Source organism: Proteus hauseri, assembly GCF_040139125.1.
Lineage (GTDB): Bacteria > Pseudomonadota > Gammaproteobacteria > Enterobacterales > Enterobacteriaceae > Proteus > Proteus hauseri_B.
Genome location: NZ_JBEEUB010000003.1, coordinates 396761 through 410839, shown reverse-complemented (window position 1 = coordinate 410839; position 14079 = coordinate 396761). Strand labels below are relative to the sequence as shown.

Genomic DNA, 14079 nt, shown 5'->3' with positions numbered 1-14079 from the left:
CGCCAAAAAGATTGGCATCTCCGCTTTTTGTGCTAAACTGTCCTGCCAATTATAAGTATAATGATTGGTAGGACGGATAACATTGCGAGATAAAATGATGATCAAACAACGGACATTAAAACGAATTGTACAAGCAACTGGTGTGGGCCTTCACACGGGTAAAAAAGTTACGCTTACAATGCGTCCGGCACCTGCTAACACTGGGGTCATCTACCGTCGTACTGACTTAAATCCACCGGTGGATTTCCCAGCTGACGCAAAATCAGTTCGTGACACTATGCTGTGTACCTGTTTAGTGAACGAAGATGATGTGCGCATCTCAACCGTTGAGCATTTAAATGCAGCACTGGCTGGTTTAGGCATTGATAATATTGTAATTGAAGTGAATGCACCTGAAATTCCTATTATGGATGGCAGTGCAGCACCGTTTGTATTCTTGTTGCTTGATGCGGGCATTGAAGAACTTCGTACTGCGAAGAAATTCATCCGTATTAAAGAAACTGTACGCGTTGAAGATGGCGATAAATGGGCAGAAATGCGTCCATACAATGGATTTAAATTAGATTTCACTATCGATTTTAACCATCCAGCTATTGATACAAGTACTCAGCGTTATAAATTAGATTTCTCCGCAGAATCTTTTATGAGCCAAATTAGTCGTGCTCGTACTTTTGGATTTATGCGTGATATCGAATACCTGCAATCCAAAGGATTGTGTTTAGGCGGTAGCTTCGATTGTGCTATCGTTGTTGATGACTATCGTGTGCTCAACGATGATGGTTTGCGTTTTGAAGATGAATTTGTTCGTCACAAAATGCTAGATGCAATTGGTGATTTATTTATGTGTGGCTATAACATTATTGGTGAATTCACCGCGTTTAAGTCTGGTCATGCGTTAAATAATAAATTACTACAGGCTGTATTAGCAAAAGAGTCTGCATGGGAATTCGTCACATTTGAAGATGAAGCTGAAATGCCTGTTGCATTTAAAGCGCCTTCTGCAGTTTTTGCTTAATCCTGTAAAGGAAAGAACGTTAGTTATCTCTAATTAACGTCATCTTTGGCTGTACTTGTACTCTCTCCGGCAAGTGCAGCCAACCGTTCTAATTTCTCTCTTAATTTCTTCGGGCTTTTTTCTGCTAAATACATCAATGATTGTGCACTTTCTAAACTCAAGTGACGTTTGGCTTTTGGGTTTTGTTCTTTTATTGATGATATTAAAGGTCTTTTTTCCTCTTTTGCTCTAAAACTAGGATTTATTTTGATGTCTATTGAGGATAAGGATGGTAAAATTTCTTGTCTCAATGCTGAAAGTAAAGCGGGAGTTTCGTAACGTAATCTTGTTAACCAACTTGCGTTTATTACTTCAATAATTAAAATAGCATTGCGATAATTAGCCACTCGACATTTATCTTGTAAAGGCGTGGGCAAAAGTGCAATAACAGCTCGATTTAATTTTAGTAAAATTGTTGCACGTTGTTGTATAAGTTGTAGAGTGCTCTTATTGGAACCTTCAAGTTCGTTAAGGATTTTTTCCAATGATTGTGGGTAACTATCCCGCATAGATTTTGACTCCAACAAAAATGAAAACGAAAATAAAGTAAGTAACGAAGGTTAATGAGCATTATAAATTTTTGGCGACAATTTGGCAGACGATATTTTTGGTCGCATCTGCTTTTAGGTATGGTAGCAGCAGGTATTGGAATGCCTTCGCTGTTGTCTGCCCATGCTGAAAATCCACAACAAACTGATACACCATCATCTCAAAATCGCCAAAGTCAGGCGCTTATTGCATTTGATAATTTATTCTTACGCCAAAGTGTACAGAATCCCGCGTCATCCTTCACCTTTAATTATTGGCAACAGCATGCTGTTAAGAATGTAATACGCCAGTTGTCTTTTGCATTTACCATTAGTTCTCCTGAATTGACGGTAAAAGCCAAAGATGAACCGTTACCCGTTTCCAATGTTGCAGAGGTCATGCTTGATACTCTGTATGCATTATTAACAGATGCGCCTCCTGTTACACTCACTTATTTGCCTTTATCTACCTATACCTTAGCGCAAATAACCCCTTCTTATCGTACCGGACTATGGCTCGCTCAAATTCGGGGTATCCGCGCCGGACCTCACTTAACAGCTTAATTTATTCACTTTATTGATTATCTCTGTGATTAAAAACAGAGGCTTTTTTCGGCGTTACTACGCCATAATTGAGAATAATTATTTATGTTAGGTAAAATTGTAACCAAAATTTTTGGTAGTCGTAATGAGCGTTCTATTCGTCGTATGCGTAAAGCAGTTACTCAAATCAATCAATTAGAACCTGAATTTGAAAAGCTGACAGATGAAGAATTACAAGCAAAAACACAAGAGTTTCGTGAGCGCCTGAAAAACGGTGAGAAAGAAGAAAATATTCTGCCAGAAGCTTTTGCTACAGTACGTGAAGCAAGTAAACGTGTATTTGGTATGCGTCACTTTGACGTACAGTTAATCGGCGGTATGGTGCTTAATGAGCGTTGTATTGCAGAGATGCGTACTGGTGAAGGTAAAACATTAACAGCAACACTGCCTGCTTACTTAAATGCGCTTTCAGGTAAAGGTGTTCACGTTGTTACCGTCAATGACTACTTAGCACAGCGCGATGCGGAAAATAACCGTCCTCTTTTTGAATTCTTAGGTCTAACGGTTGGTATTAACTTGCCTAATATGGCGCCACCAACGAAACGCCAAGCTTACGGTGCCGATATCACTTACGGTACAAATAACGAATTTGGTTTTGACTACCTGCGTGACAACATGGCATTTAGCCCTGAAGAGCGAGTTCAACGTAAACTGCATTATGCATTAGTGGATGAGGTTGACTCCATCTTAATCGATGAAGCACGTACACCACTGATTATTTCAGGACCCGCTGAAGACAGTTCTGAACTGTATAAGCAGATGAACAAAATCATCCCTCATTTAGTTTCACAAGAGAAAGAAGACTCAGACACTTTCCAAGGAGAGGGCGATTACTCTATTGATGAAAAATCTCGCCAAGTTAATATTACTGAACGTGGTCTGATTAAAATTGAAGAGTTACTTGCTAACGAAGGCATGATGAAAGAGGGGGAATCACTTTATTCTCCTGCAAACATTATGTTAATGCACCACGTTACAGCCGCATTACGTGCGCATGCACTGTTTACTAGAGATGTAGACTATATTGTTAAAGATGGCGAAGTAATCATTGTTGACGAACATACTGGTCGTACAATGCAAGGTCGTCGTTGGTCTGATGGTTTACACCAAGCTGTTGAAGCAAAAGAAGGTGTGAAAATTCAAAATGAGAACCAGACTCTCGCTTCTATTACCTTCCAGAACTATTTCCGTTTATACGAAAAATTAGCGGGGATGACAGGTACTGCGGATACTGAAGCATTTGAATTTAACTCTATCTATAAATTAGAAACTATTGTTATTCCAACTAACCGTCCAATGGTGCGTAAAGATTTACCTGACTTAGTTTATATGAACGAACAAGGTAAATTTGCTGCAATTATCGAAGATATTCGTGAACGTACTAAAAATGGTCAGCCAGTCCTTGTTGGTACTATCTCAATTGAGAAATCAGAAGAGATCTCTAACGCACTGACAAAAGCAAATGTTCACCATAATGTACTGAATGCGAAATTCCACGCAATGGAAGCTGATATTATTGCAAACGCAGGTTTACCATCAGCGGTAACTATTGCAACTAACATGGCAGGTCGTGGTACTGATATCGTGTTAGGTGGTAGCTGGCAGACTGAAGTTGCTAAACTCGAAGAGCCTACCGAAGCGCAGATCGAAGAGATCAAAGCAAAGTGGAAAGAGCGTCATGACGCTGTATTAGCTTCAGGTGGTTTACATATTATTGGTACAGAGCGTCATGAATCACGCCGTATTGATAACCAGTTGCGTGGTCGTGCTGGTCGTCAAGGGGATGAAGGTTCTTCTCGCTTCTATTTATCAATGGAAGACTCCTTAATGCGTATTTTTGCCTCAGATAAAGTTTCTGGCATGATGCGTAAATTAGGTATGAATGAAACCGAAGCTATCGAGCACCCTTGGGTGACTAAAGCGATTGCGAATGCACAACGTAAAGTTGAAAACCGCAACTTCGATATTCGTAAACAGTTACTTGAGTATGATGATGTAGCAAATGACCAACGTCGTGCTATTTATACACAACGTAATGAATTACTGGATGTTGCTGATGTTAGCGAAACTATCGATAGTATTCGTGAAGACGTCTTCAAAACCACGATTGATAACTACATTCCACCTCAATCACTGGAAGAAATGTGGGATATCGAAGGTTTAACCGCCTGTCTACAAAAAGACTTTGATTTGGATTTACCAATCAAAGAGTGGTTGGATAAAGAGCCTGAACTGCATGAAGAGACATTGCGTGAGCGTATCTTAGAAAAATCTATCGAAGTTTATAAAACGAAAGAAGAGATTGTTAGCCCAGAGATGATGCGTAACTTTGAAAAAGGCGTCATGTTACAAACATTAGATACTCTGTGGAAAGAGCACCTTGCAGCAATGGATTACTTGCGCCAAGGTATTCACTTACGTGGTTATGCTCAAAAAGATCCTAAGCAAGAGTATAAGCGTGAATCATTTGCCATGTTTGCCAATATGCTAGAGTCACTGAAATATGAAGTGATTAGTACATTAAGCAAAGTACAAGTTCGTTTACCAGAAGAAGTTGAAGAGTTAGAACGTCGCCGCCGTGAAGAAGCTGAACGTTTAGCGAAACAGCAGCAATTAAGTCATGAAGTGACTAAAGAGTCGCAAATGTCAGCGGTAGATGGTCAAGTTGCAGCGGGTAAAAAAGTAGGGCGTAACGAACCTTGTCCTTGTGGCTCAGGCAAAAAATTCAAACATTGCCATGGTCAGTTAGGTTAATTAATTACCTTTTCGTAATAATAATCGGTGTGTAATACACTGATTAAAAAGAGAGCCCACTTCATCATGAAGTGGGCTTTTTAGTTGCGATTTTCCATTCTAGGGTCTAACCATTAAATGGATAAAATAAAACCCACTTATCATGACAATAAGTGGGTTTGGCTTACAAAAGAATAGGCATTACTCTTTTATGGGGTGTCTATTACTTTTCAGAAATAGACGATTTTGTATTCACAGTTTCATTAACTTTAACTGGTGATTTTAATGATAAGTCACCACCAGCAAGTTGTTTCACTAAATCAACAGCTGAAGATTTCAGATCAAGATCTGCACCTGCTTCATATTGATGACCTTCAATATTCTTCAGCTGAACATTACTACCACCTAAATCAACCTCACCTTGGCGACTATTAATTTCAGCACCTGTGAGTGTGGTATTACCACCAACATTGAGTGAAATATCATTTTGGCTGTTCAATGTGGTTGTTTTGGTGACTGAATCATTATCAATATGCGATACGTTAATATCTACATTAGCAGTATGCCCTTCGGCACCTGTTACGATATTTTTAATGCCATTACCAACGTAGTTAACGCCTTTATCAAACTTAGCTTTAGTATCTTCACTGATACCTGCTTTATCTGCGATGGTTTTTGATACAGAGCCGTATTTATTAGAGATAGCATCTGTAGCCGATTTAATACCAGAATCGATAGTCTCTTTAAGGGTATTTTCTAATAACGAACCACCCGCTTTAGCGGTTTTATCTACTGGGCTAGATTTAGGATCATTAGTGTGGTTATAACCGACATTCACATCAACATTAACATGGCGGTCACTCTCTTTTTGGCTAGTAATATTTAAATCACCTGCCACATTGCCAGTCACATTATCAGCAGAAACATTGGCACCAGAAAGCGTGAGGTTTTTATCACTATTAATGGTTAATGTGCCTGTTTCTAATGTGGCATTTTGGTGTGAAGATTTTTGTTGATCTTCAACATTTACAGCGACTTTTCCACCAAAATCATGGATAGCCGTTGCGGGTTTCTCTTCCGTGATCTCTTTTGGTGTATTATTAGTCTGTTTTCCGTTTAAGGAGATATCGGTTCCCCAATTATTTTTGTAATCACTAGATTGTGCTGAGGTAATGGTGGTGTCACCTGATTGAGAAGTGAGTGAGGTGTTTTTACTCTCAATATGTGTGCCTTGAAGATCAACCGAACTACCCGTAATGGTTAAATCTCCTTGGTTATTAATAGCGCCACCTTCACGAGAAACATTTTTCTCATCTTGTTTACCAATAGCAAATTCAGCACCACCTAAACCGTTAATTGAAGACGCGGTATCGCTCGTTTTTTTGCCGCCGCCAATTTGCAAGCCACCGGATAAGTTACTACCCGTTTCAGTACGTTGAGACTCTGCTGCTTGGAAATCAACTTTATTGCTTGCCGTTAACGAAACATCTTGTTCACTAGTGACTGAAGTGCCTTGTAATGTCAGGTTATGACCTGAATTTAACTCAACGCCTTGCGAGCCATTCACTGAACCTACTTGTGCAGTTGATTGATCTTTTTGATGGTTTGCACCACCAGCTTTAAAACCGCCACCATAATCTTTACTATCTGGTGTTGTGCCTACTTTTAGGTTAGCACTGCCATTTACACTGTTTTGCTTTTCAGTGTGTTGATTAGTTGCTTGCGCTAACGTTAAATCGCCACCTGCATTGATAACGGTTTTTCCACCTTCAGCATTAAAGTGAGTCCCTTCATAATGCGCATCTTCACGCACATTAATATTAATACCACCAGCAGAGTTAAGTTGGCTACCTTCTGCTTTGGTAATGCTTAAACTGCTATTGTCAGTTTTACCTTCACCTTTAATACCTACTGTAATGTCATTACCTGTCTTGGTACTAACACCAACTTGACCACCACCCGTGGTTTCATGGGCGCGCTCTTGGTGCTGATTATTGACAGCTTCATTAGTATGAGAGTTTGCAGTGAGGGTAATATCACCTTGTGTAGATTGGTACTGAGTTCCTTGATCATGCAGTGCATTATTACTATCGGTATTAATTTTACCTGCAGTAATTGAAGTGGAAACCGCTTGGCTGTCGCTTTGTGATTTTTCACTGCCACCACCTTTAATACCGACTTCGACACCAACATTAGGCGCTTCTAAATTACCTAAGTTAGCCAAATTCATAATGGCATCTTTAGCGGTGATTTTTTTATCAAGATTAGTACTGTTGCCCGGTTTTACTGTTTCAACACCTTCTTCTACTGCTTTTTTAATTGGCTTTGTGACACCGCTATAATCAAGGTTAACACCAACATCGACACCAATATTTAAAGTGTCAGTTTTTGATGTCGCTTTATCATTAACAGCAAGGTGATTTACATTTTCGCCAGATTCATTGTATGCGCCATCAACTTGATGCGTTGCACCTTGGTGAGTAATGTCATTATTTGCCGTAATTGTTAAATCGCCAGCAACATGTGTTTCGCTGCCTTTGTTTTTAACGATTTCAGTTTCATTATGTTGTTTGTCGTATTGGAAATCAGCTTTGCTGCCTACTTTATCAACACCACCGGTATAGCTGAAACCACCAGAAATTGTGGTATCAGTAGTATCAGTTTGTTTTTTATTCTCAGCAGAAACAAAAGCTACATTATCACCTGAAACCGTGGCATTACCTGCTGTTGTTGTCAGATTTGAGCCTGTAAAAGTGACATCTTTATCGGCCTGAACATTTACGCTACCACCACTAATCGTTGAACCAACTTGTTCAGTTTCTTTCGCATCATTTTTATTTGATGTGTGAGTGATATGGAAACCAGCACTATATTGCTTGTCTTCAACTTCTTTAGCGTGCCCTGTAACCTCTAATGATGTTTTTTCATCATGAGTTTTAGCCACTTGTTGAGCAGACTTAACATTGATATCGCCTAAAGATTGAATGCCTAGTTCATCAGCACTTTTAATTAAGCTGCCAATAACATTAACATCTTTACCACTTAATACGGTTAATTCGGCATCAGAAACTAGCTCGCTACCGGTTGAGAGTTGCTGATTAGTTTCATTTTTATGAGAATTTTTAGTGATATTAAATGCTGTGCCTGTGCGTTCATCAGTTTTAGTGATGGTTTCGCTGATTGCATTATCAATAACCACATCACCTTGTGCTGTTTTGACAAAAGCACCTTGATGGCCTTTAACTTGGCTACCAGTAATTTTGACACTATTATCTGCTGCAAGTACTAACTGACCATCTGCAGTAAGTTGAGTCGAATGGCTCACTTCCTGTTTGTTGTTATTGTTTTTGTTGTTTCCTCCACCAATACCACCCCAAACAACGTGATTATCAGTGACTGTTTTATCGTTATTGGTATTTTGAACATTGAGATGAATGCTGTCTTTAGCATTAACAACGATATTCTCATCGGAGTGCAGTTTAGTACCTTGTGCAGTAATCGAGCCTTCCGCATTTAGCCCAAGGTTTTTTCCTGCTGATAATTCGCTGGATTTTAACGATTCAGTTTGATGACTATTACTCCAACTTCCGGTTTCTAAACGAGAAGTGTGGTTACGTTTATAGCCATTTTCACTGCGGTTTTCTTGCTCAACTAATCCATTAATATTAATGTCTTTATTAGCATTAATGGCTAATGTATTACCAGCATTGACTTTAGCACCTTCTAGCGTGACATCGCCTTTTGTTGCCGTAAGTGTGACATTATTTTTAGCATCAATTTGACTACCGACTTGCTGTACTAACTCTTTCTCATGGGTGACATCATACTGCCAAGAGTAGAACCAACGGTTGTCGGTATTGGTCTCTTTTTGCTGAAGCTGTTTACCATCAACCGTTAAATTAGCACCTTGCAGTAAAATATCATTACCCATTAAATCAGATGCTTTAATTTGGTTATTATTATTAGCAACCAGCGTGATATTTTTACCTTTTAACTCGGTTTTAGTTAATGTCTGACTCGAACCGCTATCATTTATAGCAACTCCACCGCGGTAATTTTGATAGTTATCACTGCCATCTTTATCGTGGTTACTATAACGTACTTGGCTATCCGTGGTTATATTATCAGCTTTAACATTAAGCTCGTTATCAGCGACAAATTTCCCGGTTAATTTAACACCACTTCCTTCTGCGGTATTGATAATCCGAATACGTCCTGATTGCATACTACCAAAGAAATAGCTGTCTAAGGCTGAGACAGGTTTTTGTGATGAGAGAATATCAAAACGTTGAGAAAACGTATTTTGCCCTGTTAAAGCAGAAATCTCAGCCGCCGTTATTTTTCCTCTGCTATCAATACGAGGGGCAATAAGGTCTAGCAAACCTGGTGCATTTAAGCCATTTTTACCAATAGAAAGCAAATTGGTATTGTTGAGTGTGCTATAGCCAGAAAGATGCCCATTTTCAAACAGTGGATTACCAACCACTAAAGAAGAACGGCTGGTATTAATAAATCCACAACCATCACAGCTGATACCATTAGGGTTAGAAAGAACATATTCGGCAGCGATACCAAAGACTTCTTGCTGCCCTAATAAAAACGACGGATTACGGCTAACGACTTCATTAAGTATCAACGATGCGGCTTGACCATTTAAATTGCTATTTGCATTTAATTGACCCGCAAGCTGAGATTGACCTGCTTCTAACGCATTGTTAAAAACAGCACCCGGTTTACCAACATTAAAATCTTGGTATTGGTTATGAGAAATACCTTCGTTATTAGGTGTGACAATATTAATGACTTGAGTGCCACCATTGACCGAAGAAACATTTGGTCCTTGAGTACCCGAGTCTGGAACAATACTGCCAGCATATGCATTTAGCGATACAAAAATAATCGCTAAAGATGCAGCAAGCCTACCCGAAGGAGAGAGCTTGAAGTTTTTTGATTTCATTGAGTTATCTCCATTTATTGCTATAAGTGTGAATCAAAATAAATATGAAAATCTAACTAGCACTTGAGTAGGGTCTTTGGTTTTATTGGAATTAGGTTGGGTATAGAGCAGATGGCCTTTAGCGACCTCTACATCGAATTGCGCTTGATGATATTGGAAATTAATACCTGAACTGACACCATAACCACTTCGCCACCCTTCAAAATTGCCATGCTGTTGAACACGACCAGCATCTAAGCCAATCCGAGGTGTCATTGCGAAGGTGTTAATGCGATAAGGATAAGAAAGTGAGTTGCGTAAATAGCCGCCGTTATCGCCCGAAAGCGTACTTTGATCAAAGCCTCGAATGGCGCTTTTGTCGGTTAAACTCAGCCATTCAACACCCGGTAGCGTATCTGGACTATATTGACCAATAAACACACTATTGAATAAGAATGTAGAATCTAATAATGAGAAACGTTGCTGCCAATTGGCAAATAGCTTTACTTTTGTAAAGCGGTAATCATTGCCGTTTCCATTAGCTTGGTTTGGTGTGTCATCGGCACCAAACCAACTGACTGCTTTTTCCACACTAAAATTAATACTGGCAACGCCATTTGGGATAATGTGTAAATGGTTGACGCCCATTTCAACGGTTGTTAAGGCGGGACTACTAAGATCTAGGCGTATCTGGCTGAAATAGTTACGAATACGCTTATGAGTAACCAGCATATTAAAGGCATCTATCTGTTTTTGGTTACGGTATAGAACGTAATCGCCTCTTATCCCTATTTGTGTGGTATCACCATGCAAGCGCACCGTTCGTGTCTGTAGTTGCTGGTGGAACTCATATTCTGAATAACTGCCAAAGGTGCTAAAGGTAAATGCGCCATAAGGTAATGAATAGAGCAGTGTATAAGAGCGGTTAAAACGGGTATTGGGATTATCTGTTGTGATATTGGCATTTAAGCTAACAAAATCAGACAACCCTAGTGGGCTATCTAAACTCGCATTAGTGCGAACTAACCAGCGACCAGAATTTTTCTGACCATAGTTGTCTGTTGATATATTTAAATGCCATGGCGCTTGGCGCTGATTTGACAATTGAATGACGGAACCACCCAGTTGTGTACCCGGTAAAATATCCAGCTTTACTTTATTGGATTGCAGGCGATTAGCTTGGTCAAGCCCTTGATCTAACATCGAAAGGGTAAGCGGTTTACCTTCAATATGAGGAAATAAAAGTGTGGTATTTACACCTCTATCATCACCTTCAATACGTTCAACAAATCCTTCAATAACATATAAACCCAGCTCTTGGTTTTCATTAGGGCGTAAAAATTGCACCCTAGCTGTGATATAGCCACGTTGAAGGTAATACTGCGTGAGCTCTTTAACTAAACGATTAATATGAACACTTTTAATGCACTGTTTTGGCAACGGAGATAATAAATCGAGATCTTTTTCATTTAATAAGGTAATACCTTGAATATAAACACCATTTATAGGCAGACAATTATCTGACTCTGTTATAAGTATGGGCGTTGATGAGGTTTCAAGTGCATTCTCTTGAAGTTGTTGATAACGGTTTTGCTCAATGAGTTGATTAATTTCACGTTGACTATCTTGCAATGCTCGTCGCGATTCACCCATTGAACCCATATAACCAATATCATTTGCCGTTAATCCACTGGTTGAAAATCCACTTAAGAGTGTTAATAAAATAACTTTATTTCTCATTTTACCTCATTATAAAGGTATTAATTTAGATTAAATAATATTGCTTAAATATAAAAATAATTAATTGATGTTTTTATATTATCTTTAAAATTAAAATAATAAATACCCGTTACTCTTAAGATGGAAAGAAATTAAAAATCAAAGAAATAAAGGTAAATTATTTCTTGTTTTAGGTTTTAATATTGACATAAGTAAAATGCACTGTGCTGATAATATTGACTATTAATGCTAAATATTATGATTTAATTCACATTCTATTGATTTGTAAGGTTATAATGCTAATGGTGACTTTCTCGTTAGGGATAAGTTAGCATTGATTTTTATATTTTTATAACAGTTTGGCGAGTTTCATAACAGATGGTTTATTTTTTTCGAGATAGGTCCAACTTTAATTAAAACGATAAATACTTTTCATTTGTTATAGATGTGTTTATCTATGTTAGATAAACAAATAATAAATTATGAATTTTTATTTATTAAAAATGAATAAAAATATACTGATAAAAATAATATTATTAGATTTATAATTTAGTGAACAATAAATTATCTTAAAAATCTTTTTATTTATTAATTTAAAAATTCAAAGCAACTTGTCTATTTAATAGAATGTAAATAGGTAATTTATATACATGTAATCCTACTCTATTTTATCAAAAAAAATTTAAACACTAAAATTTAGTTTGTTGTTATTTAGATAAAGTGATAATGATCACGTTAATTTATAATAAACGATAAATAGTGTGATTTTTATCCAAATTATACTATTGTTATATTACTATATTGACTCAACTGTTATATATATTATTAGGTAAATTGTACTATTTCCTGACTAGAAGGGTTAAAGTATGTTCTCATCATTTAATGTATTGATAATATTAAGAGGTTTCTTCAGATTGAAGAAATGGTTTAATATTGACTCTGAACTCGCCTTTTTCTTTCCTAACAAATAATCCCTTTTTTATATACATCTAACTTAATTTAATAATCTTTTTCCGTTTATTTAAATGGGAAGACTATTTTATTTATGCTTTATTTATTATTTAATTTATATTAAAGGTATTATCATGGCTAAAAGAATCGTAGAACCGTTCCGTATTAAAATGGTAGAAAAAATCCGTGTTCCTTCAAGAGAAGAGCGTGAAGCAGCATTAAAAGAAGCAGGATATAACCCATTTTTATTACCAAGCAGTGCAGTATATATTGATTTACTGACTGACTCTGGAACTAACGCAATGAGTGATCATCAATGGGCTGCGATGATTACAGGTGATGAAGCGTATGCGGGTTCGAGAAACTATTATGATTTAAAAGATAAAGCAAAAGAACTTTTCAACTACGATTATATTATTCCAGCTCACCAAGGTCGTGGTGCTGAAAATATTCTTTTCCCGGTATTATTAAAATATAAACAAAATGAAGGGAAAGCAAAAAAACCAGTATTTATTTCTAACTTCCATTTTGATACAACCGCAGCTCACGTAGAATTAAATGGTTGTAAAGCGATTAATATTGTTACTGAAAAAGCCTTCGATTCAGAAACCTATGATGATTGGAAAGGCAATTTCGATATTAAAAAATTAAAAGAAAATATTGCTCAACATGGTGCTGACAATATTGTTGCTATTGTATCAACCGTAACTTGTAATAGTGCGGGCGGTCAGCCTGTTGCAATGAGTAATTTAAAAGAAGTTTATGAAATAGCAAAACAGCACGGTATTTTTGTTGTGATGGACTCGGCTCGTTACTGTGAAAATGCGTATTTTATTAAACAGCGTGATCCAAAATATAAAAATGCCACCATTAAAGAAGTTATTTTAGACATGTATAAATATGCTGATGCTTTAACAATGTCAGCGAAGAAAGATCCATTGTTAAATATTGGTGGTTTAGTCTCTATTCGTGATAATGAAGAAATTTTCACATTAGCAAGACAACGTTGTGTTCCTATGGAAGGCTTTGTTACCTATGGCGGTTTAGCAGGTCGTGATATGGCTGCGATGGTACAAGGTTTAGAAGAAGGTACAGAAGAAGAGTATCTGCACTATCGTATTGGTCAGGTGCAATATTTAGGGGATCGTCTACGTGAAGCGGGTATTCCAATTCAATATCCTACTGGCGGACATGCGGTTTTCGTTGACTGTAAAAAATTAGTACCACATATCCCAGGTGATCAATTCCCAGCTCAAGCGGTTATTAATGCACTTTATCTGGAGTCCGGTGTACGTGCTGTTGAAATTGGTTCATTCCTATTAGGTCGTGACCCTGCAACGGGTGAACAAAAACATGCTGATATGGAATTTATGCGCTTAACTATTGCACGTCGTGTTTATACCAATGACCATATGGATTATATCGCGGATGCATTAATTGGGTTAAAAGAGAAGTTTGCAACACTTAAAGGTCTTGAGTTCGAATATGAACCACCTGTATTAAGACACTTTACTGCAAGATTAAAACCTATCAAATAAGTCACCGTCCACAATAAA

The 14079-nt window shown here is 37.6% G+C and carries 8 protein-coding genes; 5 read left to right on the top strand and 3 right to left on the bottom strand.

From position 1 onward, the window contains the following. Positions 1–97 precede the first annotated feature (97 nt). Positions 98–1015, top strand: a complete 918-nt coding sequence (gene lpxC / locus ABN099_RS07760) for a UDP-3-O-acyl-N-acetylglucosamine deacetylase (RefSeq protein WP_349463131.1) — start codon at positions 98–100, stop codon at positions 1013–1015. Between the two features lie 29 nt (positions 1016–1044). On the opposite strand, the gene ABN099_RS07755 is transcribed toward lpxC, so the two are convergent. Further along, the gene (locus ABN099_RS07755) at positions 1045–1563 is read right to left on the bottom strand and encodes a DUF721 domain-containing protein (protein WP_349463063.1); all 519 of its coding nucleotides are present in this window, start codon (positions 1561–1563) and stop codon (positions 1045–1047) included. A gap of 54 nt (positions 1564–1617) precedes the next feature. Between ABN099_RS07755 and secM the strand changes: the two genes are divergently transcribed. Beyond that, a complete protein-coding gene (gene secM, locus ABN099_RS07750; RefSeq protein WP_349463062.1) occupies positions 1618–2145 on the top strand; it encodes a secA translation cis-regulator SecM in 528 nt (175 codons plus the stop codon). An 84-nt stretch (positions 2146–2229) separates the two neighbouring features. Next, on the top strand, positions 2230–4938 hold the full coding sequence (gene secA / locus ABN099_RS07745; RefSeq protein WP_349463061.1) for a preprotein translocase subunit SecA: 2709 nt from the start codon (positions 2230–2232) through the stop codon (positions 4936–4938). A 202-nt stretch (positions 4939–5140) separates the two neighbouring features. On the opposite strand, the gene hpmA is transcribed toward secA, so the two are convergent. Both hpmA and ABN099_RS07735 read right to left on the bottom strand, forming a co-directional pair. Next, entirely contained in the window at positions 5141–9874 is a 4734-nt protein-coding gene (gene hpmA, locus ABN099_RS07740) for a calcium-independent hemolysin HpmA (RefSeq protein ID WP_349463060.1), read from the bottom strand. Between the two features lie 33 nt (positions 9875–9907). Continuing rightward, complete coding sequence (locus ABN099_RS07735; protein ID WP_349463059.1) at positions 9908–11593, bottom strand: ShlB/FhaC/HecB family hemolysin secretion/activation protein; 1686 nt, start codon at positions 11591–11593, stop codon at positions 9908–9910. An 845-nt stretch (positions 11594–12438) separates the two neighbouring features. On the opposite strand from ABN099_RS07735, the gene tnaC reads away from it, so the two are divergent. Next, positions 12439–12543, top strand: coding sequence for a tryptophanase leader peptide (tnaC, locus tag ABN099_RS19050; RefSeq protein ID WP_432807490.1), 105 nt, complete (start codon positions 12439–12441; stop codon positions 12541–12543). A 114-nt stretch (positions 12544–12657) separates the two neighbouring features. Next, a complete protein-coding gene (locus tag ABN099_RS07730; protein ID WP_349463058.1) occupies positions 12658–14061 on the top strand; it encodes a tryptophanase in 1404 nt (467 codons plus the stop codon). The last annotated feature ends 18 nt before the right edge of the window (positions 14062–14079 follow it).

Bases quoted from the DNA above. Each gene is read 5' to 3' on its own strand.
- lpxC (WP_349463131.1), top strand. From the start codon at position 98: ATGATCAAACAACGGACATTAAAACGAATTGTACAAGCAACTGGTGTG.
- ABN099_RS07755 (WP_349463063.1), bottom strand. From the start codon at position 1,563: ATGCGGGATAGTTACCCACAATCATTGGAAAAAATCCTTAACGAACTT.
- secM (WP_349463062.1), top strand. From the start codon at position 1,618: ATGAGCATTATAAATTTTTGGCGACAATTTGGCAGACGATATTTTTGG.
- secA (WP_349463061.1), top strand. From the start codon at position 2,230: ATGTTAGGTAAAATTGTAACCAAAATTTTTGGTAGTCGTAATGAGCGT.
- hpmA (WP_349463060.1), bottom strand. From the start codon at position 9,874: ATGAAATCAAAAAACTTCAAGCTCTCTCCTTCGGGTAGGCTTGCTGCA.
- ABN099_RS07735 (WP_349463059.1), bottom strand. From the start codon at position 11,593: ATGAGAAATAAAGTTATTTTATTAACACTCTTAAGTGGATTTTCAACC.
- tnaC (WP_432807490.1), top strand. From the start codon at position 12,439: ATGTTCTCATCATTTAATGTATTGATAATATTAAGAGGTTTCTTCAGA.
- ABN099_RS07730 (WP_349463058.1), top strand. From the start codon at position 12,658: ATGGCTAAAAGAATCGTAGAACCGTTCCGTATTAAAATGGTAGAAAAA.